The sequence below is a fragment of the Gammaproteobacteria bacterium genome (assembly GCA_029862005.1).
Classification (GTDB): domain Bacteria; phylum Pseudomonadota; class Gammaproteobacteria.
Genome location: JAOTYD010000007.1, coordinates 114341 through 137437 on the forward strand (window position 1 = coordinate 114341; position 23097 = coordinate 137437).

Sequence of the window (23097 nt, forward strand, 5' to 3'; positions counted from 1 at the left end):
AGACAGGGTTAAAATAGCGGGTTCAGTCACTGATCATGCAGCGATTGCTGAGCACACCCAGGCCCTCGATTTCAACCGTCACAATATCCCCGTCGCCGAGCCAGATCGGCGGATCCCGAAATGCGCCAACGCCATGAGGAGTACCGGTGGCTATGACGTCACCGGGCAGCAGGGTAAAAGCTTCGCTCAGGTACTGGATCAGGTAGGGGATACGGTAAATCATTTCGCGTGTATTCGAATCCTGCATGAGCTGACCATTCAGACTGCAGCGGATCGACAGGTTATGCGGATCTTCGATTTCGTCGGTGGTAACGAGCCAGGGGCCGAGCGGGCAAAAACTGTCCAGGCATTTGCCGCGCAGCCACTGATCGCCGGGTCGAAACTGCAGGTCGCGGGCACTGACATCGTTGCAGTTCATGTAACCGGCGATGTAACCGTAGGCCTCGGCTTCACTGACATTCCGCGCCGCCTTGCCGATGACCACCGCCAGTTCGGCTTCATAATCGACCTGTTGTGTCAGCGCACTCGACCAGCGGATGTGGGCATCGCAGCCAATAATCGAGGACGGGAATTTACAAAACATGGTCGCGAGTTCGGGAACACCAATGTCGGCTTCTCTAATATGGTCCATGTAGTTCAAACCGATTGCGACGACCTTGCTGGGATTGGGCACTGGCGATAGCAGGTTCACCGATTTCGCGGCTAATCCTTCATGGTTTTCAGTAAGTACTTCGATTGCAGCCTGCATTGCGATTTCACCGGACTTGAGAAACTCAAGCATGTCGTTCGGCAATTTTCCACCGCTGGCCTGATGCAAATTGACAACTTGATCACCCTGTATTGCGCCGAGGTGAGTCTCGTTGTCGGCTGACTGATAGCTGACTAGTTTCATATTATTTACCCTGTTGTTTACGGCCTGGAATTATTGGGTGATATCAGCTTACCCGGTGTTACGCAGCCCGGCTGCAATACCGTTAATGGAACTCAATAACGCGGCCTGCCATTGCATACGATCTGCCTCTGACTGGCTTTCATCGCGATATTTCTTCAGTAAATCTATCTGTAAATAAGCGAGCGGATCAAGGTAGGGATCGCGTCGTGACAACGAAAGGGTGAGCACCGGGTCGTTAGCCAGTAGCTGTTTGAGGTCGGCAACCTGCAGCACTGTATCGATGCTGCGCCTGTTCTCCTGCATGAGTATGTGATAAATCGAGTCGGCAAGCTCACGGTCGTCGCAAAGCTTGCTGTAATCCAGTGCGATACGCATATCGGATTTGAATAACGACATTTGCAGGTTACTGATCATCGCGGCGAAGAAGGGCCAGTGCCGGTCCATGTCGCGCAGCTGTTTCAGTTTATGGGATCTGGTGTTTAACCACGTTTCTATCGCATAACCAACCCCGTACCATGCCGGCATTGTGGTGCGTGACATGCTCCAGCCGAAAACCCACGGAATCGCGCGTACCGATGACTTCGACAGATCGCCCTTGCGTCGATGCGACGGACGCGAGCCTATGTTCATCAAACCGATTTCACTGACCGGGGTTGTCTCGTAGAAATACTCGAAGAAATCCTCGGTATGGTCTGTCAGCTCTCGATAATACTGCTCCGACAAGTCGGCCAGTTCCTGCATCACGGGGTGGTACTGCTGGTAGTTTGCCTCGGCTTCGCGACGTGATCCGATACTGGCTTTCATAAGCCCGGTGATGCCCATTGCCAGCTCGTAATTTGCAGTTTCAGCATTACCGTACTTATGGGACAGCACTTCGCCCTGTTCGGTAAACTTGATTTGACCGAGCACGGTCCGTGGTGGTTGTGACATGATGGCATCATGCGTGGGTCCGCCGCCCCGGGTAATGGTACCACCACGACCGTGGAATATGCGGCATTTCACTTCGTGGCGAGCGCTGATCTGAACCACCTTTTGCTGTGCCTGGTAAAGTCCCCAGGCGGCGGACATTATCCCGCCATCCTTGCAGGAATCCGAGTACCCCAGCATAACTTCCTGCGTGCCCCCGGTCTGCAATAGCAGTTGCTTGTAAGCTTCATTTTGTAGCAGGCTGTCTAATACGACGTCGATATGACCGAGATCCTCAATGGTTTCGAACAAGGGTGCGATTTCGAGGCTGCAAAAGAAACCGTCGGTTTGCCTGCCCGCCAGACCGACAACAAATCCGAGATACATCACTTCCATGATATGGCTGGCGCAATGAGTCATCGAAATGACATAACTGCCGATACAGCGCTGACCGATTTGCTCACGCATGTCACGAATGGTCTCGAATACCTCCAGCGTCTGGTGATTTGTTTCATCGAGCTGGCTCTTATCGAATACCGGCTTGATACCGGTTTCTATCTGTTCTGCGAGTAGCGCCAGCCGCTGAGTTTCATCCAGTTTCTCGTAGTCGACACCATCAGCGAGGTGCAAAATTTCATGGACAGCCCGGGTATGGCGCGAGGATTCCTGGCGTACGTCGAGAGACACCAGGTGAAAGCCGAAGGTTTCGGCAATTCGAATCACGTCCTTGAGATCTCCATTGGCGGCGGCGAAGTCGCCGTGACTAATCAGTGAATCACGTATCGAGTAAAGATCATCGAGATATTCCTGTGCGCCGTGGTAGGCGTGATCGGCTGCCGGGGTTTCAAGGTTGCGCATCTGGTTGCGAATCACGGCCAGGTTTTTCTTGAGCCGGTAGTGCATGTGGTAAAGCTTGCGTCGATACACCTCGTCGTTGAACTGATCGCGTCGCTGGTCAAAGGACTTCACGCCCATGGCCTCGTCCAGGTTCAATCTGCGTAAGAATTCTTCGCCGGGGGTGAACCAGCGGGTAGACATCGTCAAGACCTGGGCGAGGTGATAGGTTAAACGAACATGCTCACCCAGGATTTCTTCGGCCTGCATGCGCAGCGCGGTGCGGGTGACTTCCGGCGTAACATAGGGATTACCATCACGATCACCGCCGATCCAGGAGCCAAATTCGATGAAACTGGGAACGGAAATCACCGGATTTCCATACTCGTCTTCACCATAGGTGTTGATGATGGCACGTTCGAGATGTCGATAATCAATCTTGACGGCTTCGAACAGGCTGCGTTGAAAATAGTGCATTCCCATCTTGATTTCATCGGTGACGCTTGGCTTGCTGCTGCGAACTTCATTGGTCATCCACAGGGTTTCGATTTGAAGCTGTAGCGCATCGACCAGGTCATCGCGCTCAATCTGGCTGAGGCGAGGATCGGTAAGTTTGTCGATGATCAGAAAGACTTCGCGCTGATGATGCATGACCGTGCGTCGTCGAGACTCGGTCGGATGCGCGGTAAAAACCGGCTTGTAGAGAAGCTTGTCAAACAGACTTTGTAATTCGCCGATGCCGGTACCCTGATCCCTGAATTCCTCGAGCGTATGATGAAACGAGCCTACCCAGGCGGCATGTCCATGTTCCTGTACCGAAATGCGGCGTAAGCGATGCAAAAAATCCTCTTCGGCAATATTGACCAGGTTGAAGTACAGCGTAAATGCCCTGACCACCTGGCTTATGACTTCGGGGCTGAGTCCTGCGATGAGCTTTATTAATGCCGCGCGTCGCGCTTCACTGTCGCGTTTCCGCAACTGAATAAAACCGGTGCGCAGCGACTCGACCGCGTGAAAAACATCCGGGCTTTCGTGCTTGAGCAGTACGTTGCCAACCAGCTTGCCGAGCAGCTTTACCCTGGAACGCAATTCCTGGTCCGACTTGGCATGGAAGCTGGTGCTAGCGACAGACATAAACTTGACCCGGATTTTTGATTTCACAGTATATCAAAGCGAAATCCATGCTTTGTTATAAAACCGCAATAAGCCAGTGATTTCGCGACGCAATAAAATCTGCAATGACGGTAGCATTACTACGAGCGCTGGGTTATAAATTCAGGATGTTACTTTATGTCCCGGAAAAGGTGTACCAGCTCGATCAGGCTGCCGTCAAACAGGACGGCCTCGCCGAGATAGAACTCATGCAGCGTGCCGGCCAGCGGGTCTGGCGGGCAATGGCTGAGCGCTGGCCCGAACTGGCTAAAATTACCGTGTTTGCCGGTGCCGGAAATAATGGCGGTGACGCATTTGTAGTGGCACTCAGCGCGCATCGCGAAGGCGTCGCTGTGCAACTGCTGGTCCAGGGCGATTTGTCAAAACAGTCTGACACTTCCCGGCATTTCAGCGAATTATGGAAACAGGGTGGTGGCGATTTCGAGGTCTGGGAGGGCCAGGATATCAGTGGGGAGGTAATTGTCGATGGTTTACTGGGTATCGGCCTGCAGCGAGAACTCGATGATCACTGGCAGGCATTAATAAAGACGATCAACGACAGCGGGGTACCCAGGATCGCGATCGATATCCCTTCTGGACTTAACGGTTTAACCGGCAACCCGCAACCGGTCGCCATCGAAGCGCATCTGACCGTCACCTTTATTGGTGCCAAAACCGGGCAATATCTCGCGCACGGACCGGATTACTGCGGCGACCTGATCTTCGAGGACCTGGGCGTCTCCACCCGGGTACGGCAGAGTGTTGCGGCGTCCCTGGATGTAATCGAATCCTGTCAGTTACCGTCGCCGCGCAAGAAGAATACCCACAAGAATCATTACGGAAATTTGTTGATTATTGGCGGTGACCAGGGCATGAGTGGAGCGGTCGCTCTGGCGTCGCAGGCCGCGTTGCGTAGCGGGGCAGGCCTGGTGACTGCACTGGTGCACCCGGATTGTCGCGGTAACCTGGCTTCTTTTCCGGAAATCATGGTGCGGGGCTGGGATGCACTGGAAAGCAGACTTTCGGATGCGAATATTATCGTCGTCGGACCGGGACTCGGTAACGGCGATGCGGCGACCGAATGCTTGCAGTTGTTGCAACGGGTGTCCTTACCCATAGTGGTCGACGCGAGTGCGCTGCAGGCCGACTTCTTGAAATCATTGGATTCTAAGCAGGTGGTCATTACACCGCATCCGGGTGAGGCCGCGGCCTTATTGTCAACCGAGACAGCCGAGATACAGGCAGACCGATTGAAGGCCTGCGACCGTCTGGTCGAAACCTTTTCCGCAACCTGTGTCCTGAAAGGCTCAGGCACCCTGGTTGCCGAGTCAGGGAATTTAACCGCGATTAATACCCGCGGCAATCCCGGCATGGCCAGTGCTGGAATGGGCGATGTGCTCAGTGGCGTTATCGCGGCCATGATGGGGCAGGGACTGACCCCATTCGAGGCAGCCAAAACGGCGGTTTATCTTCATGCCTTAAGTGCTGACAGGTACTGCCGGAAGCATGACCAGACAGGTCTGCTTGCCAGCGATATTATCAAGCGCATACCTGCCGTGGTGAAACTGTTACGAGAAGCGGGTTAACCCGACCTTGTTAATCCATGATGAAAACGAGATGCGCGTCCTTGGCGCCAGGTTGATCGCCGCCTGTGAACATGGCGGCGTCATCACCTTGAGTGGCGAACTGGGTACCGGGAAAACCACGCTGGTGCGCGGCGCGCTGGAATCCCGGGGTGTTAGCAGTGGTGTTCGCAGCCCGACCTATACCCTGGTCGAATACTATCCGTTTGATGATTTCGCCGTCGCCCATTTCGATCTGTATCGTCTTGCCGAACCGGAAGAGCTCGAGTACCTCGGATACCGTGATTACCTCGATCCGCATACCCTCTGTTTTATTGAATGGCCAGAACGCGCCGAGGGATATCTAACGGCGATCGATCTCGCAATTGAGCTTGAATATGATCCCGCAGGGAGAAGCCTGTCGATGTTGCCAAGAAGCGAATGGGGTCGACAGCTGGTGTCGAGGCTGGATCAGTAGGTGCCCTGAAATTTCCTGAATTATTTTTTAAAAAGTCTCACTATCTAATTAATAAATATAGAAAAAGCATTGATTTTTTGATCTAAATTTACTATAAACGCATGCAGGTATAGGTTAAAAAGCGGGAAACATGGGCTCAATCTCAACGGCGAGACGTCTTTTTATCAAGCGGATATCCCGTTATGGTCTTTCGCTCGCCCTGCTGGGCGGTGCCAAATCAGTGTTTGCCAAGTCCGAAAGGACACTCACCGGCATTCGTATTTCACAATCCGCGGACGATCATACCCGGGTCGTTTTCGACCTTACCGGGAACTTCGAGCATAACCTGTTTACCCTGTCTGACCCGCCCCGCGTGGTTGTCGATTTAAACGATACCCGCAGGAGCAAAGCAATCGATATCAATTCCAACTCGACTAACCTGTTGAGTGGCGTTCGATCCGCGAGTAAAGATGGCGGCCGCTTGCGAGTTGTTATCGATCTGAAAGGCATAGCCCGTCCGCGCAGTTTTGCGCTGAAACCAGACGGCAAATCAGGCCACCGCCTCGTCGTAGACCTGCATGCGACCAAGCTCAGCCCGACCCCGATAAGAACCAACCAGGAAGCGCGTAAAAAACGCAAGCAGCAGTTCGTGATCGCCCTCGATCCGGGTCATGGTGGTCGCGACCCAGGTGCTATCGGCAAGCACGGCACACGTGAAAAAGATGTCGCGTTATCCGTAGCGAAGAAAATGAAAGCGCTGATCAATCGCGAATCAGGTTACCGGGCTGTGCTCACGCGTGACGCGGATCGTTTTGTCAGTCTGCGCAATCGTGTGAAAAAGGCACGCCAGGCGGAGGCAGATATCTTTATCTCGTTACATGCCGATTCGTTTCATAGCCCGAATGTCAAGGGTGCCTCGGTTTACGCGCTGTCGCTGAGGGGTGCAAGTTCGGAGGCGGCACGCTGGATCGCACGTAAAGAGAATTCTTCCGACCTTATCGGAGGAATCAGCCTCGACGACAAGGACGATCTCATAGCATCAGTGCTGCTTGATCTTTCGCAGACGGCAACCATTCAGGATAGCCTGGAACTTGGATCGGACGTTCTGAAGCACATCGGTAAGGTATCCAGGCTCAATAATCGCAAGGTGCAGCAGGCCGGATTCGCGGTATTGAAAGCGCCGGATATGCCTTCGATACTGATCGAAACCGCGTTTCTGTCCAACCCGAGTGAAGAAAAGAAACTGCGCAATCCGAAACACCAGCAGAAACTCGCCAAGGCGGTATTCACCGGTATTAAAAAGCACCTCAAGAACCGCCAGGCCTAGTCGGTCATTCCAAAATAAATTTATGCACCATGTCCCGGTACTCCGGGAAATCGATAATATCGTTATGTGCCGCACCCGCGATCATCTGCTACTCAAGGGTTGTGTTGGTGAGGCTTTGCTTGGGCGCAAGGTGTGATTCAGAGGAATCTCGCGGTCGTTTACTGCAGCGGCGATCAACACCGGTGTGCGAATGATGATTTCTTCGGCTGCAAAAGCCGGATCCACCGCAACCGGATGGTAAATCAACCTGCGTTGATAAAGGTACGGGAGCGCTGCCAGTAACAAGTAGATAATCAGCAAAACAAGTGCAAAAGAGGCAATTTCATGCATGGTGAATTTTCATAATCCGTTAACAGATTTTCTGGTATTCTCTGCCTCGATTCCACACTAATTCATCCACTCAATCATCGTTTAATGAATAAACTCGATCAACTTAAATCCATGACACAGGTAGTGGCCGATACCGGTGACCTTGACGCGATCGCCCAGTACCAGCCACAGGACGCGACGACCAATCCCTCCTTGTTGCTTAAAGCAGCCGATTTGCCGCGTTATCAGCCACTACTGGATGAGGCGCAGCGCTGGGGTCGGGAGCAGGGTGGAAGTCCGGCGTCGCGCGCGGCCGCGGCCTGCGATTACTTGATCGTCAGCATCGGACTCGAGATCCAGAAAATCGTGCCCGGGCGGGTTTCGACCGAAGTGGACGCACGACTTTCATTTGACCGTAAGGCGACGATTGCGCGGGCGCGTCGCATCATTGACCTGTATGAAAGTCGCGGCAGTAATCGAAACCGGGTGCTGATAAAGATTGCATCGACCTGGGAAGGTATCCAGGCAGCGCGAACGCTCGAAGCCGAGGGAATTAACTGTAACCTGACGCTATTGTTCAATTTCGCCCAGGCGGTCGCCTGTGCCGAAAGCGGGGTATCCCTGGTGTCACCCTTTGTTGGCCGCATCCTCGACTGGCACCTGGCCGCAACTGGAAAAACTGCCATTCCAGCTGCCGAGGACCCCGGCGTGCAATCGGTTACCAAAATTTACAACTACTACAAGCAGCATGGCTATGAAACCGCTGTCATGGGAGCCAGTTTTCGCAATACCGGGGAAATCGAGCAGCTGGCTGGCTGTGATCGACTGACCATAAGTCCCCAGTTGATGCAGGCGCTTGCCGAAGATATCTCCCGGCTCGAGCGTAAACTGGAACCGGGCCGAACGGATGATGCGGTGGCTAAAATTAAACTCGATGAAAAGACCTTCCGCTGGATGATGAACGAGGATGCGATGGCGACCGAAAAACTGGCCGAGGGGATTCGTTTGTTCACGCGTGACCAGGAGCAGCTGGAATCGCGATTGGTAGCCTGACCCCTGTTTTGTCAAAGATTCTGACCTTACCCTCCCATCTGATCAACCAGATTGCTGCTGGAGAGGTCGTTGAGAGGCCCGCTTCGGTGGTCAAGGAACTTGTTGAAAACAGCCTCGATGCAGGTGCCGGAGCGGTAACAGTCGAAGTCGAAGCCGGCGGGACCCGGATGATCCGGGTCAGTGACGACGGCTGTGGCATCGGGCGTGATCAGCTCGCCAGCGCACTCTCGCGCCATGCCACCAGCAAGATAAGCAGCCTCGAGGATCTAGAAAGCATCGCTTCGCTTGGATTTCGTGGCGAAGCACTACCCAGCATTGCGTCGGTGTCGCGGTTAAACCTGATATCGCGGCTGCAGCAAGAGGACAGTGCCTGGAAATTGCAGGCGCGTGAAGATGCAGAACCCATGCCTGATCCGTTCCAGCAAGGCACGCAGGTCGAAGTGCTTGAGCTTTTCTATAATGTTCCCGCGCGTAAGAAATTTTTACGTACCGAGCAAACTGAATACCGACACATCGAAAACCTGTTCAAAAACCTCGCGCTCAGCCATCCCGCGGTCGCATTCAAGTTGATTCATAACCAAAAGGTAATCTACCAGTTACCTTCGGTGCAAAACCTGAATGACCAGCGTCGACGGCTCGCGTCATTATGTGGAAAGGCTTTTGCCGAAAGCCTGATCGAAATTGATATCTCCATTGATAACCTGAACCTGCAGGGTTGGGTTGCATTACCGACCTTTAACCGCAGCCAGGCTGACATGCAGTACTTCTTCGTCAATAAGCGCATGGTAAGAGACAAGCTGGTTAATCACGCGGTGCGCCAGGCGTATCAGGACGTGTTATTTCATGGTCGACATCCCGCCTATGTTTTGTCATTGTCGATGGACGCGCGTGAGCTGGATGTCAACGTGCACCCGCAAAAGCACGAAGTGCGCTTCCGTAATTCGCGCCTGGTGCACGATTTCCTGTTTCGCAGCCTGCACCAGGCGCTCGGGGAGGTGCAGCCAGAACAGCAAATTGATTCACCGGCGTTTGCGTTTACCGATCGTACAAGTGCAGCAGAACCTCCCCAGTCGGGCCTGAACCTCAGCCAGTTTCACGCGGGCGACCGGTCGGGCAGTGTACGCGAGCAAATGCGATCTTACGCCGTGCTTTTAAATCCGGAGACGCGACCAGTCGCTGAAGATTCGCAGTCGCAGGTTCCACCGCTTGGATTCGCAATAGCGCAACTTAAAGGTATTTATATTCTGGCGGAAAACAGCGAGGGGTTGATTGTCGTGGATATGCACGCCGCCCATGAGCGCATTGTTTATGAGCGCATGAAACAGAATGCAGCGCAAGAGGATGTTATTGCGCAGCCGTTGCTGGTTCCGATGGCTTTCAATGTCAGCAAGGGAGAAGCCGAACTGGTTGAGGAAAATACGGAACTTTTCAATCATCTCGGATTTAACATCGAGCGTATTGGTCCGGAACAGGTGCGTGTGCGCGCAATTCCGGCTTTACTTAAAAACGCAGACAGTGAGCAGTTGCTGCGTGATGTACTGGCAGACCTGGTAGAACACGGTCGTTCAGAGCGTATCCAGGATTACCAGAACGAGATGTTGTCGACCATGGCCTGCCATGCTTCGGTGCGCGCCAATCGATTGCTTTCAGTCGATGAAATGAATGCCTTGCTCCGCGATATCGAACAAACCGAACGCAGCGGCCAGTGCAATCACGGCAGGCCTACCTGGAAGCAGCTAAGCCTGGAGCAGCTCGACAAGCTATTTCTGCGCGGTCAGTAAGGTGCAAGGCCTCAAGGTTATCCTGCTGATGGGGGCAACGGCCACCGGTAAAACCGAGCTTGCGCTCGAAATCAGCAGGCGCTTTCCGGTAGAAATCATCAGCGTTGATTCTGCACTGATTTATCGGGGCATGGATATCGGAACCGCAAAACCAGCGCGCGAGCTACTCGACTCGGTACCGCATCACCTAATCGATATTATTGATCCTGCAGAACCCTATTCGGTCTGGGATTTCGTACAGCAAAGCAGGCGACTGTCGCAGGAAATCAGTGAGCGCGGCAGGATTCCGCTGCTGGCGGGCGGTACCATGATGTATTGCCACGCCTTCGAGCATGGTCTGAATCGGTTACCGCAAGCAAACGAACCACTGCGTCAACGTCTCGTGCAAGAAGCCGAGCAGATAGGTTGGCAGGCGATGCACGACAGGCTGGGCGAGATTGACCCGGTCAGCGCCAATCGAATCAAGCCGACCGATACGCAACGCATCCAGCGTGCTTTAGAGGTACAAGAGCTGTCAGGGCAGCCACTTTCCAGGCTGCAACAGCTCGAGGCGGTTGGTTTTGATGGCAAGATCGAAAAGTTAATCCTTACAGCAAATGACCGTACCAGGCTGCATCAGCGCATCGAAGCGAGGTTCCTGGACATGCTTGAACAGGGATTCATCGAAGAGGTGGAACAACTTAAGGCGCGTCCCGACCTGAACCTGTCACTCCCATCGATGCGCTGTGTTGGATATCGCCAGCTATGGCAATATCTCGATGGCGAGCTCACGCGACGCCAAATGATCGACAAAGGGGTCGCCGCGACGCGTCAACTGGCAAAACGGCAGATAACCTGGTTGCGTAAACAACCCGTGGAAAAGGCGTTCGATTGCTTGAATTACAGTAAAGGTGCTATATTTAGAGGAGTGGAAGCCGCTTTTTCCGACTTTAACTGGAACATTTACACAGGAAGGGAATCATAAACTCTATCCAGGGTTTGCTTTAGGTATACCACGGTAGAACGACAATAATAATTTTAAGGAGTATAAACTATGTCAAAAGGGCAAATGCTACAAGAACCCTACCTGAACGCTTTGCGAAAAGAGCATGTCCCAGTTTCGATTTTTCTGGTGAACGGAATCAAGCTTCAGGGTCAAATCGAATCTTTCGACCAATTTGTAGTGCTGTTGAAGAATAACGTGAGCCAGATGGTGTACAAGCATGCAATATCGACAATCGTTCCCGCGCGAAATGTACACGTCGAACACCCTCATCATGAGGATGAGGCAGGTAACCGCTAGTATATGATCGGCGGTGGAGATCTCGTTGTTCGAATTTGAGCGACCGCGTGGTGGTGAACGAGCGCTTCTGGTTCATATTAACTTTCCGCATCAACCGGATCAGGATGACCTGGCTGAATTTGTCGAGCTGGTTCGTTCTGCCGATGTCGATGATGTAGAACTGATTATCGGTAGCCGCGCAAATCCTTCCGCAAAAACCTTTATCGGCAAGGGAAAACTGGAGGAGATCACTACCCGGGTCAAAGCCCTGGATATCGACGTCGTCTTGTTCAATCATGCGCTGTCGCCGTCACAGGAGAGGAATCTCGAGCAGACCCTGCAGTGCCGGGTTCTCGATCGTACCGGGCTGATTCTTGACATTTTTGCACAGCGAGCGCAGTCATTCGAAGGCAAACTTCAGGTTGAGCTGGCGCAGCTCAAACACCTGTCAACGCGCCTGGTGCGTGGCTGGACGCATCTCGAGCGTCAAAAGGGAGGCATCGGTTTGCGCGGACCCGGAGAGACCCAGCTCGAAACCGATCGTCGCCTGCTGGGTAAACGTATCAAGTATCTCAATCATCGGCTTGGCAAGGTCGCACGTCAACGTGAACTAGGCCGTCAGAAACGAACCAGGGCCAAGGTGCCGACGATTGCGCTGGTCGGATATACCAACGCCGGTAAATCGACTCTGTTCAATGCGCTCACCGACGCATCGGTTTATGCCGCGGACCAGCTTTTTGCGACGCTAGACCCTACCCTGAGAAAGCTGCAACTGTCGCCACAAAGAGAAGTGATACTCGCTGACACCGTGGGTTTTGTCCGGCACCTGCCACATGATCTCGTGGCAGCCTTTCGTGCAACTCTCGTCGAGACTCGCGAGGCCGACCTGATACTGCATGTCGTCGATTGCTCAGATGATGCTCGGCAGGAGAAAATCGAGGCAGTAAACAGGGTTTTGCAGGAAGTCGGTGCAGCAGAGGTTCCACAGCTGTTTATATACAACAAAATCGATATTTCCGGAATCGATGCGCGGATTGACCTCGACAACGAGGAAAAGGCCTGGCGCATCTGGCTTTCAGCGACCACCGGGGCAGGATTCGAAGAGTTGCTCGAGGTTTTGCGCAAACGATTCTGCGAACAGGCTGCTTCGTACCGGCTGGTTTTGAATGCCAGCGAGGGCCAGATCAGGGCATATCTATTCGAAGCCGGGGCTATTGAATCCGAGAATTACGAAAATAATGGCGATATTCACTTGAAACTGAGCATTACGCCCGCATTATTTAACAGGTTGGAGAGCCGATTCGACATTTCGTCAGATCGGCTCGAGATACTTGCAGATGCGCTTGCAGGAGCTGCATGATAGCCATTACAATCCGCACTCTTTAGTGTATCCACGATCCACTGACTATTATTTCTGCATTCGGAGTTAATTATGCCCTGGAACGAACCGGGTAAAGACAAGGATCCCTGGGGGCAAAGAAGCAATGATGGCCCACCGGATCTGGATGAACTGTTTAAAAATCTGCGGGACAAGTTCGGCGGATTGCTTGGCGGTGGTGGCAAGGGCCGGATACCGAAAGTTCCGACGGGTTCCGGCAATCTTCCGGGCGTCATTGGATTCGTCGCCGTTGCGTTGCTGGCGGTATGGGCATTAACCGGTATCTATATCGTCGATGAAGGCTGGCGTGGGGTTGAAACCCGCTTCGGAGAACGGACCGTGGTAACACAGGCTGGACCTCACTGGCATATTCCTTACCCGATAGAGGATGTCGAACAGATCAACGTCGCCGATATCAGGACCGCACGCAACAAGTCCAAAATGCTGACCAGCGACGAGAATATCGTCGTCATGAGTATCGAAATTCAGTACAACGTCAAGGATGCGCAGGACTTCGCGTTCGAAGTGCGTGATCCTGACCTGACCCTGCAACAAACCGCGGAGACAGCGATTCGCGAGGTTGTGGGTAACAATGACATGGATCTGATCATCACTGAAGGGCGTGCAGTGGTCGGTAGTGCGACCAAGGAAATCATGCAACAGATCCTCGACAATTATCGCACAGGTATCAACGTGGTCACGGTCAACATGGACGAAGCCCAACCGCCCGAAGAGGTGCAGGATGCGTTCGAGGATGCGATCAAGGCGCGCGAAGACGAGCAGCGCATTATCAACGAGGCGAATGCTTACCGTAACGATGTCGTGCCGAAAGCGCGAGGTGAAGGGCAGGGCCTGCTCGAACAGGCCGAGGCGTACAAGACACGCGTGGTAAAATCTGCGCAGGGTGAAACCAGTCGTTTCGACCAGTTGTTGTCCGAGTACCAAAGAGCGCCGGAGGTGACCCGCGAACGCATCTACCTCGACACCATCGAATCGGTCATGTTTCGCTCGCCAAAGGTTATGATTGATATACCTGGCGGTAACAACCTCATTTTCCTGCCCCTCGACCAGCTGATGTCGGGTACGGCAGGTGCTAACAATAGACTGCAGGGATTGGGCGGGACGGCGGCCGATACCAAGTCCTTGATCGACGAGTTCAAGAGCAACGTCAACCGTAACCGCAGCCGGGAGACACGCGAATGAATAATATAAAATTCGGTTTTGTACTGCTGCTGGCCGTGGCCGTGGTGATTGCGATGTCAACCTTCATCGTGCACGAACGCGAATTGGCGATAAAGTTCAAGTTGGGTGAGATCGTTGCGTCTGACTACGAGCCCGGGATTTATTTCCAGATTCCGATCATCAATAACGTGAAAAAGTTCGACAGTCGCATCTTGACCCTCGATACGCCATCGGAGCGCTTCCTGACGGCTGAAAAGAAGAACGTGATCGTCAATTCATTCGCCAAGTGGAAGATTGTCGATCCCAAGGTCTTTTACACTGCGACCGCCGGTGACGAGCGCCAGGCCATTGCGCGTATGGCATCGATTATCAACAACGAACTCAAGGGCCAGATTGCCTCCAAGAACATGCGCGAGGTTATCTCCGGCGAACGCGCCACGATCATGCAAGTGGTAACCGATAACGCCGGTATCAAGATTCAGGATTTGGGTATTGAACTTATCGATGTGCGCGTCAAGAAGGTTGAATTACCGGATAATGTCAGTACCAATGTGTATCGTCGTATGGCGACCGAAAGACAAACCGTGGCCAAGGAATTTCGTTCACGCGGCGAGGAAAAGGCCAAGCAGATTCGCGCCAATGCCGATCGTCAGCGCGAGGAAATTCTCGCCGAGGCTTACCGTAAATCAGAAGAGATACGGGGTGAAGGCGATGCCACTGCAGCCAAGACTTACGCGGATTCCTATAACCAGGACAAGGAATTCTATTCTTTCTATCGCAGCATGAAAGCATACGAAGTGAGTTTTGGTAACAATCAGGATATGATCCTGTTGAGCCCGGAGTCCGACTTCTTCAAGTTTTTCAAGGAATCCGAATCACCGTAAATTAATAACAACAGGTATACAATAAGAACGGGCGGCACAGGGCGCCCGTTTTTTATGAGGGGCATATGAATTGGGCTGATTTTTGGGCTGCGCTCGCGGTGGTCATGGTTCTCGAGGGTTTGATACCGTTTGTGAGTCCACGGGGTTACAAGAACATGGTGCAACAAATGGCGGCCATGCCCGAATCAATGCTGAGAAATGTTGGCCTGGTATTGATGCTTGGCGGACTTTTGTTCCTGTATCTGGTACGAGGATAAACGTGACCAAAAAGTCCAGTAAACGCTGGTTACTGCCCGATGGCGTGCAGGAGACTCTGCCGCCGGATGCATTAGCGGTCGAGATGCTGCGCCACGACATCCTGCAGATTTTTAACCGCTGGGGTTATGACCTGGTCATGCCGGCGATGATTGAGTACCGGGATTCGCTGTTGACCGGGACGGCCCATTCACTGGATACCCGGACATTCGCGCTGGTGGATCAGCTCTCGGGCAAGCAAATGGGAGTGCGTTCCGACATGACACCGCAGGTAACGCGCATTGACGCGCACCTGTTAGCCGACGATGCCCGTCATCACCGGGTTTCCCGGTTGTGCTATTGCGGGCATTTGTTACATGCCGTCGGTGACGCCATGACCTCAAGCCGTACACCGTTACAGATTGGTGCCGAAATCTTCGGCAGCGACTCGATCAGCGCCGATGTCGAGGTCGTCAGCCTGATGGTCGCCACGTTGCACGCGGTTGGGCTGCATAATATTTCGATCGACATCGGCCATGTCGGCATTTTCCGCAACCTGGTCAAGAATACGCCACTTGATTGGGAGCAGGAAAACCGGTTGTTCGATATGCTGCAGCGCAAGTCTATTCCGGATTTAAAGGCATACCTGCAAGATCTGTCGTTAGATGATCGCTTGTCTGAGCAACTTTGCCAGCTGGCGTTACTGAACGGGGATATTTCGGTAATCGACAAGGCGCGCAAGATTTACCATGACGTCGGCGACGAGCTAACGGTCGTGCTCGACGATATATATAAAGTAGTGCAATCACTGCAGCAAAAGTATCCCGATACCCCTATAAATTGTGATCTGGCGGAACTGCGCGGTTATAGTTATCACACCGGGTTGGTGTTTACCGCATTTTTACCGGGGCAGGGATCCGAAATTGCACGCGGTGGTCGTTATGACGATGTTGGTGAGGTGTTTGGCAATGCCAGGCCGGCAACCGGATTCAGCGCTGATTTATTGAATCTTTACCAGCTTTGCGGCGCGCGTGGAGAGTTTGAGGCAGGTATTCTGGTGCCCGATGAAGACGACGCGGCGCTGGCTGAATTGATACAGCAATTGCGCGCCGACGGCGAACGGGTCGTGGTGGATTTGACGCGCGGTAAATCGAGCGCAGCAGATCAGCAATGCGATCGCCAGGTGGTACAGTCAAATGGCACCTGGAGCATTAAAGAGGTTTAACGGCTAGTGGCAAAAACAGTGGTTGTAATCGGTACCCAGTGGGGAGACGAAGGCAAGGGCAAGATCGTTGACTTGTTGACCGACCAGGCCAGCGCCGTGGTGCGCTTCCAGGGTGGACACAACGCCGGACACACGCTGGTCATCGACGGTGTAAAAACCGTTCTGCACCTGATTCCGTCGGGGGTACTGCGGGAGGACATAAAATGCCTGATTGGCAACGGCGTTGTGTTGTCTCCAGAAGCGTTGTTGAAGGAACTGACACATCTCGAATCGAGTGGTGTTCCTGCCCGCGAACGCCTTGTTATCAGCGAGGCCTGCCCGTTGATATTGCCCTACCACGTAGCACTGGATCAGGCGCGTGAAAAGGCGCGCGGCAACAAAGCCATCGGTACCACCGGGCGCGGCATTGGTCCCTGTTACGAAGACAAGGCCGCGCGACGCGGTATCCGCCTCGGTGAAATGCTGCAAGAGCAGCACTTTGCGGCGCGGTTGGCAGAAGTACTTGAATATCACAATTTTTCCCTCGAACATTATTTCAAGGTTGCGCCGCTCGATTACCAGCAAATGCTTGACGAGGCGCTGGAGCAGGCCGAGCAAATGCGCGCTATGGTGGGTGACGTCACATCCATTTTGCACCAGTTAATCGATCAGGGTGCTGCTGTCATGTTCGAGGGTGCGCAGGGTGCATTGCTGGATATCGATCACGGTACCTATCCCTATGTAACCTCGTCTACGACTACGGCGGGGGGCGCTGCCTCGGGCTCCGGGGTTGGTCCGCGTGACCTGGGTTACATTCTGGGTATCGTCAAGGCTTACACGACGCGGGTCGGGGCCGGACCTTTTCCGACCGAGCTGGATGACGCTAGCGGCGAGCACATGGGTGAAAAAGGTCATGAATTTGGTGCTACCACGGGGCGCAAACGGCGCTGCGGCTGGCTCGACCTGGTCGCACTCAAGCGCTCGTTGCAGATCAATTCGGTGACCGGGATTTGTATCACCAAGCTCGATGTGCTGGATGGGCTGGAAACCCTGAAACTCGCCATTGCCTATCGTTTCCAGGGCGAAGAAGTCACGATTCCGCCCACCGGGGCCGAAAATTTTGCGGCCTGCGAGCCGGTATACATCGAAATGCCGGGCTGGCAGACATCGACCGTGGGATTGAAATCCTGGGACGAATTGCCGGCCGCCGCGATTGGTTATCTACAGAAGATCGAGGAACTATGCCAGGTACCCATCGATATCGTATCGACTGGGCCAGATCGAAACGAAACTATTATTCTAAGTAATCCATTTGACAGTTAAAATTTGGATATTTCGCAGGAAGTATTACTAAACCAATCCTCGAGAATATAGCTATACTGATGTGATCTATGTTTACGCAATCCTTTCATCTTCTTGCGGTCGGATTTTTGTTGCTCACAAATGTTGCAGCCGCGAATACTTCGGTCTGGCAAGAGCTACCTCAAGGCTTGTCGGGGGTTCAACAACGTGCGTTATCGGAAAATTCGCCGAATCGCTACTTCCTGGCTGACGATGCGGCGTTGCGCAGTGCATTTATCCAGGCTCCGCATGAAAATAGCGGTGACCTGAGCCAGCATATTCAGTTGCCCATGCCCGACGGCAAGCTGGCGAAATTCAGCATACTTGAATCCCCGATAATGGCACCCGAACTTGCGGCCAAATACCCGGAAATCAGGACTTACCGGGTGATTGGCGTTGATGATCAACATGCGCAGGGTCGCGTTAGTATCACGCCACTGGGTTTCAGCGGCATGATCGATACCGACGTTGGAAGGGTAATCATAAGCCCGGACAATTTTAAGGCGCAGGATCACGTCTACCGCACCGGATTTGCGGCTCAACAGGGTTCAGCTGTTTACAACTGTGGCGTACATGAACATGCAAATGATATAAGTGAGTGGATTGATCCTCAGTTAAAAACGGCAAACCGGGTAACTGGTAACCTGCAGCAATATGATCTCGCAGTTGCGGCTACGTTTGAGTACTACGATTTTTTCGATAGTCCCCCGAGCACTAGCGGTACGACATCCGCAATTGTCATGACCATCAACCAGGTTAACCTGGTTTATGAACGCGATCTCGGTATCAGGCTCAGGCTGGTTGCCAATAACGATGAGATCTATGAAACCGTCAATGGCAGCATGTTAGGAAACGACGATGCTTTTGAGTTGCTGGGCCAGGTCAACCCCTGGATTGACACCAACCTCACCGGTGGTGACAACGCTTACGATATCGGACATGTTTTCAGTAAACCGACGTTTGGGGGGGGTGTCGCGTTTCTTGGTGCGGTTTGTGACGACACTATCAAGGCTGGTGGGGTTTCGGGACTGGATAATCCCTTCATGAACCCGGCTTTCGACATAGACCTGGTGGCGCATGAAATTGGTCATCAATTCAATGCCGAGCACAGTTTTAATGGAACCACCAGCAGCTGTATTAACAGGAATGAATCGACCGCATACGAACCCGGTAGCGGCTCGACGATCATGGCCTATGCCGGCATCTGTATTGCGGAAAATTTGCAGTTAAACAGCGATGCCACGTTTCATGCTGGCAGCATAGCAGAGATCAACGCATTCGCCTCCGGCCCTGCCACCTGTTTCGACCTGGTTGCGACGACGCCTGCCGGCAATAATGATCCGGATATAACCATGGTCAACGATACTAATATTCCGGCCAACACGCCGTTTATACTCGACGCTGTGGCATCGGATATGGATATGAATACACTCAGTTACCAATGGGATCAAATGAATACCGGATGCCCGACAGACGCGGCCAGTTTTGGTACCGATAACGGCAGCAACCCGCTGTTTCGCAGCTATATTCCGCGTATTGACTCATGGCGTAATTTTCCGGCGCTCGGCACCCAGTTGCAGGGCAGGTACGATAAGGCGGAAGTATTGCCTTGCCAAAATCGTAATCTCGACTTCCGTGTGACAGTACGTGATGGCGTCAGCGGGCAGGATATTGAAAATGTACGGGTTGCCGTCACCAATTCTGCTGGTCCATTTGAAATTACCAACCTGAGTGCTCCGCAGGCGCTTGCTGCCGGTACTCCTTTTGCCGTCGATTGGGACGTTGCCAATACTGACCTTGCGCCGATTAACTGCGCCAACGTCGACATCGATTTAATGACCTTTGCCGCGGGCTACACTAGCTATTCGGTTTATCCACTGGCCACCATGACGGCCAATGACGGTAGCGAGTCGGTAACCATTGCGCCGGCGACCAGCGAACACCCGCTGGCGCGGATACGTGTGAAATGCAGTAATAATATCTTTTACGATATTTCGGATGCGGATTTGACGGTCACGCCAACCGGGGGACCAGTGATGCTGGGCGACACTGATTTCACTACCCAGTTTTATGCAAACCTCGCGACCACCGGGTTTGCCGCCCCAGCCTGCGGTGCGGTCATCGATTGCTCACCGCCACCACCAGTCGTTGACGATTCACCGGGTTCTAACAGAGATGCGAGTGCGTTTGGTTATGGCTGGATGCTGATTTTTGCGGGGCTCGCTATCTTCAGGCACTGGCTGCGCCCACACTGATTTAATTAAAAGCTGAATCGACCCTCCTCGCTTCCCCTAGAACGTAACACAGCTACCTTTAAAGTTTCATCGCGCAGTTCGATTTCGCCAGAACCTTCTTGCTGGATTAGAAATTTATGTTCACTGGAACAATGGTTAAATCAGTCACAGCACAATACCCGAAAAAAAACTATTGTTCAGGCTCTAATCATTAATAGTTGTTCCTATTAATGCGTACTTTAATTGTGTGTCCTGGTTCTCGTTTCGGATATTTAAGCACTGTCAAACCTTGACAATGAACATTAAAAAGGTACGATAAGTAACTGAAATTAAATTTAATTTAGTCAGGAAAATTTTGCCCTGGTCATCGCTTTATTAAGTCGCATGCCAGGCAAAAGGCTCTGGAGATTTAATGCCGAGACAGGTCGCAACAGTCATCGCCGTGTTCTTGTTACTGGGTTCAGTTGCGGCAAATGCCAGCCAGCAGATCTGGCAGGTCATGACATCAGAGCCGTCAGGATCACGCGGCGTTATTCAGGGCTCCCGTCACTTCAGCGCCGATGAGACCGGATTGCGCAACCTGCTGAGCTCGGTGCCGCACAGGTCATCGGGTGATTTCTCGCAACAAATCCATCTGCCAATGCCGGACGGCAATCTGGCTCGTTTCCAGGTTGTTGAATCTCCAATCATGGCAGACGGCCTTGCGCAACGTTATCCAGAAATAAAGGCCTTCAAGGTATTTGGAATTGACGACGAGCATGCCTCCGGTCGCATCGATATCAGCGCACGGGGTTTTAGCGGAATGCTGCAGACCTCACAGGGCAGGGTGTTTATCGATCCTGACTACTCGTCATCACAATCGAACCTTTACGTATCGCGATATCGAAACTCGGGGCAATCGAGCCCACAATTCTCCTGTGGGGTACACGCGATCGATCGCAGCCGTGAACTTTCTCAAACCGTCGAGAGTAAAGCTGCACAAAGAATGCCGGGCATGCTGCTCGAGTATCGGCTGGCGGTGTCAGCAACCGAGGAATATGTTGCGGCCGTGTATGACCACTCGATTTCAGCTTCAGCAGTTGACCAGGCACAGGCCGCTATTTTCACTGCGATTAACCGGGTCAACCAGATCTACGAACGTGACCTGGGAGTACGCCTGGTGCTGGTGTCAGACAATCAGCAACTTATCGAGAACGGCTCCAATGTGGCTTTATCGAATTATGATCCGTTAAAGATGTTCAAGGAAAACGCAAACTGGATCAATGCGGAAATCGGTATTGAGCACTATGATATTGGCCACGTTTTTGGCACCAGCGGTGGTGGTCTGGCCAGGGTGGGTTCAGTTTGCAACAACACGAGCGGCAGCAGCGGTACCTACAAGGCACATGGTGTTACCGGTCTCCACAACCCGATAGGTGATTTATTCTATATCGATTATATTGCGCATGAAATCGGACACCAGTTTGGTGCCGAGCACAGTTTTAACGGCTCTACCTCAAGCTGTGGGCGCAGTAACCGGGTTGCCGGATCCGCATTTGAACCGGGCAGCGGCTCGAGCATTATGGGTTATGCAGGCCTGTGCGGAGTCGAGGACCTGCAGTCGAACAGCGACGACACCTTTCACGCGGGCAGCATTTCGCAAATCGATGCTTTCACCGATAGCGCCGGGCTGCTGGCTTGCGCGACCCAATCGCCAACCTTTAATTCCGATCCGGTAGTCATGTCAGGCACGCCTGACAGGGTGATACCTTCGAATACCCCGTTTGAACTCGACAATGAATTGGTCGCCGACTCCGGTCCCCTCAGTTACCAATGGGACCAGATGAACAGTGGCAGCGCGACGGATGCAAGCAGTTTCGGAACCGATCTTGGAAACAATCCGCTCTTCAGAAGTTATCCGCCGCGTGCGGATTCCCGGCGTAATTTTCCGGCACTGGGTACACAGCTCAATAGCGAGTTTGACGATGCTGAAGTTTTGCCCTGTTTAACCCGAAATCTCGATTTCAGGCTAACGGTGCGCGATCTTGATGGCGGCCAGGCGACCGATGATGTGCGGGTGTCGGTAGACGCGGATTCCGGGCCTTTCAGAGTGACCAGTTTCACCAGTTCGCAGACCATCGATGCGGGTAGCCCGCTTTTTATCAAATGGGATATTGCTAACACCGACCAAGCCCCGGTTAATTGCAAAAACGTCGATATCGATTTGTTGACGTTCAATGATGCGAATTACAGTCGCTATTCAGTCCATTCGTTAGAAATCCTGACGCCCAACGACGGAGGGCAAGTGGTAAACTTTCCGTTACCAGGTTTGTCACACCCCCGTGCCCGGCTCCGGGTGAAATGCAGCAACAACATTTTCTACGATTTATCGGATGCCGATCTGTTCATTCAGGGTAACCAGCCGTCATCGATTTACTCAGACAGTGACGCGAAAACCTACTTCAATAACGGCGGTACGGTTGGCACGACCGCACCCTCCTGTTTGGCAAGTTCGGCACTTACCGAACGCAGCGGGGGCGGCTCTGGCTCGGGTGCTATCGATGCCGTCTGGCTGTTGCTGTTAAGCCTGTTGTTTTCGGCAGTTAAAATTTACCGGCGCTACGGCTTGCAGTGAAGCTTGATGATGGCGTTGTACTGCAACGCATAGCTGCGGGCTTTTTGCATCAGGCGCAGGTGCTCGTCGCTGCGCACCACGTCGGATATGCCTTCGATGAGTTGCACACCACATTGCTCCTGATACTTCAACGTATCTTCTTCCTTGATTCCCGGGATATTTACGGAACGGGTTGCTAGGCCCAGCAAGCGCAGGTCATTTTGTTTTATGGCCTGGTTGGCATCGGCCTGGGGGTCGGCTGCATCCAGCCACTGTAATTTCAGTTCGTAAGGATCGACCGGGTCCGACGAAGTCGCACAGGATGCCTGCAGGCTCAGTAATGCTGCAAGCAAAACCGCGTTTATTTCCGACCATCGCATTACTGCAAAACCATGCTGAACATTTCTCTGTTGGTGCCCAGGAGAGGACTTGAACCTCCACGACCTTACGGTCACTAGCACCTGAAGCTAGCGCGTCTACCAATTCCGCCACCTGGGCATGGCGCGGGAATAT

Annotated in this window: 19 protein-coding genes and 1 tRNA gene; 15 read left to right on the forward strand and 5 right to left on the reverse strand. The window is 53.0% G+C overall.

Going from position 1 to position 23097, the window contains the following annotated elements; all coding sequences use genetic code 11:
* Positions 1 to 22: 22 nt before the first annotated feature.
* The gene (locus OES20_07195) at positions 23 to 892 is read right to left on the reverse strand and encodes a fumarylacetoacetate hydrolase family protein (protein MDH3634476.1); all 870 of its coding nucleotides are present in this window, start codon (positions 890 to 892) and stop codon (positions 23 to 25) included.
* Between the two features lie 48 nt (positions 893 to 940).
* Positions 941 to 3766: a phosphoenolpyruvate carboxylase gene (ppc, locus tag OES20_07200; GenBank protein ID MDH3634477.1), complete on the reverse strand. Its 2826-nt coding sequence runs from the start codon at positions 3764 to 3766 to the stop codon at positions 941 to 943.
* A gap of 104 nt (positions 3767 to 3870) precedes the next feature.
* Here ppc and OES20_07205 point away from each other — a divergent pair, with 104 nt between their 5' ends.
* The 3 genes from OES20_07205 to OES20_07215 all read left to right on the forward strand — a co-directional run bounded on the left by OES20_07205 (position 3871) and on the right by OES20_07215 (position 7130).
* Positions 3871 to 5370, forward strand: a complete 1500-nt coding sequence (locus tag OES20_07205) for an NAD(P)H-hydrate dehydratase (protein MDH3634478.1) — start codon at positions 3871 to 3873, stop codon at positions 5368 to 5370.
* A 7-nt stretch (positions 5371 to 5377) separates the two neighbouring features.
* Positions 5378 to 5824: a tRNA (adenosine(37)-N6)-threonylcarbamoyltransferase complex ATPase subunit type 1 TsaE gene (gene tsaE / locus OES20_07210; protein MDH3634479.1), complete on the forward strand. Its 447-nt coding sequence runs from the start codon at positions 5378 to 5380 to the stop codon at positions 5822 to 5824.
* A gap of 130 nt (positions 5825 to 5954) precedes the next feature.
* Positions 5955 to 7130 carry an N-acetylmuramoyl-L-alanine amidase gene (locus tag OES20_07215; GenBank protein MDH3634480.1) on the forward strand — a complete coding sequence of 392 codons (1176 nt, stop codon included), beginning with the start codon at positions 5955 to 5957 and terminating at the stop codon, positions 7128 to 7130.
* Between the two features lie 81 nt (positions 7131 to 7211).
* On the opposite strand, the gene OES20_07220 is transcribed toward OES20_07215, so the two are convergent.
* Positions 7212 to 7460 carry a hypothetical protein gene (locus tag OES20_07220; protein MDH3634481.1) on the reverse strand — a complete coding sequence of 83 codons (249 nt, stop codon included), beginning with the start codon at positions 7458 to 7460 and terminating at the stop codon, positions 7212 to 7214.
* Positions 7461 to 7544: 84 nt separating this feature from the next.
* Here OES20_07220 and tal point away from each other — a divergent pair, with 84 nt between their 5' ends.
* From tal to OES20_07280, 12 genes are all read left to right on the forward strand, one after another.
* A complete protein-coding gene (gene tal, locus OES20_07225; GenBank protein MDH3634482.1) occupies positions 7545 to 8492 on the forward strand; it encodes a transaldolase in 948 nt (315 codons plus the stop codon).
* Between the two features lie 8 nt (positions 8493 to 8500).
* Positions 8501 to 10273 (forward strand): DNA mismatch repair endonuclease MutL, encoded by a 1773-nt coding sequence (mutL, locus tag OES20_07230; GenBank protein ID MDH3634483.1) that lies wholly within the window; start codon positions 8501 to 8503, stop codon positions 10271 to 10273.
* 1 nt (position 10274) lies between these two features.
* Positions 10275 to 11237, forward strand: coding sequence for a tRNA (adenosine(37)-N6)-dimethylallyltransferase MiaA (miaA, locus tag OES20_07235; protein MDH3634484.1), 963 nt, complete (start codon positions 10275 to 10277; stop codon positions 11235 to 11237).
* A gap of 69 nt (positions 11238 to 11306) precedes the next feature.
* The gene (hfq, locus tag OES20_07240) at positions 11307 to 11555 is read left to right on the forward strand and encodes an RNA chaperone Hfq (protein MDH3634485.1); all 249 of its coding nucleotides are present in this window, start codon (positions 11307 to 11309) and stop codon (positions 11553 to 11555) included.
* A 25-nt stretch (positions 11556 to 11580) separates the two neighbouring features.
* On the forward strand, positions 11581 to 12894 hold the full coding sequence (hflX, locus tag OES20_07245; protein ID MDH3634486.1) for a GTPase HflX: 1314 nt from the start codon (positions 11581 to 11583) through the stop codon (positions 12892 to 12894).
* A 72-nt stretch (positions 12895 to 12966) separates the two neighbouring features.
* Positions 12967 to 14115, forward strand: a complete 1149-nt coding sequence (hflK, locus tag OES20_07250; protein ID MDH3634487.1) for an FtsH protease activity modulator HflK — start codon at positions 12967 to 12969, stop codon at positions 14113 to 14115.
* A complete protein-coding gene (gene hflC / locus OES20_07255; GenBank protein MDH3634488.1) occupies positions 14112 to 14978 on the forward strand; it encodes a protease modulator HflC in 867 nt (288 codons plus the stop codon). Before hflK ends, hflC begins: the two co-directional genes overlap by 4 nt.
* A 65-nt stretch (positions 14979 to 15043) precedes the next feature.
* The gene (locus tag OES20_07260) at positions 15044 to 15235 is read left to right on the forward strand and encodes a DUF2065 domain-containing protein (protein MDH3634489.1); all 192 of its coding nucleotides are present in this window, start codon (positions 15044 to 15046) and stop codon (positions 15233 to 15235) included.
* Between the two features lie 2 nt (positions 15236 to 15237).
* Positions 15238 to 16437 carry an ATP phosphoribosyltransferase regulatory subunit gene (locus OES20_07265; GenBank protein MDH3634490.1) on the forward strand — a complete coding sequence of 400 codons (1200 nt, stop codon included), beginning with the start codon at positions 15238 to 15240 and terminating at the stop codon, positions 16435 to 16437.
* A 6-nt stretch (positions 16438 to 16443) separates the two neighbouring features.
* A complete protein-coding gene (locus tag OES20_07270) occupies positions 16444 to 17739 on the forward strand; it encodes an adenylosuccinate synthase (GenBank protein MDH3634491.1) in 1296 nt (431 codons plus the stop codon).
* 110 nt (positions 17740 to 17849) lie between these two features.
* Positions 17850 to 20012 (forward strand): M12 family metallo-peptidase, encoded by a 2163-nt coding sequence (locus OES20_07275; GenBank protein MDH3634492.1) that lies wholly within the window; start codon positions 17850 to 17852, stop codon positions 20010 to 20012.
* Between the two features lie 391 nt (positions 20013 to 20403).
* A complete protein-coding gene (locus tag OES20_07280) occupies positions 20404 to 22605 on the forward strand; it encodes a M12 family metallo-peptidase (GenBank protein MDH3634493.1) in 2202 nt (733 codons plus the stop codon).
* Here OES20_07280 and OES20_07285 read toward each other — a convergent pair.
* Both OES20_07285 and OES20_07290 read right to left on the reverse strand, forming a co-directional pair.
* Positions 22590 to 22964, reverse strand: a complete 375-nt coding sequence (locus tag OES20_07285; protein MDH3634494.1) for a hypothetical protein — start codon at positions 22962 to 22964, stop codon at positions 22590 to 22592. The two genes, OES20_07280 and OES20_07285, sit on opposite strands and share 16 nt — an antisense overlap.
* Before the next feature lie 31 nt (positions 22965 to 22995).
* Positions 22996 to 23082 (reverse strand) — tRNA-Leu (locus tag OES20_07290).
* Positions 23083 to 23097 lie beyond the last annotated feature (15 nt).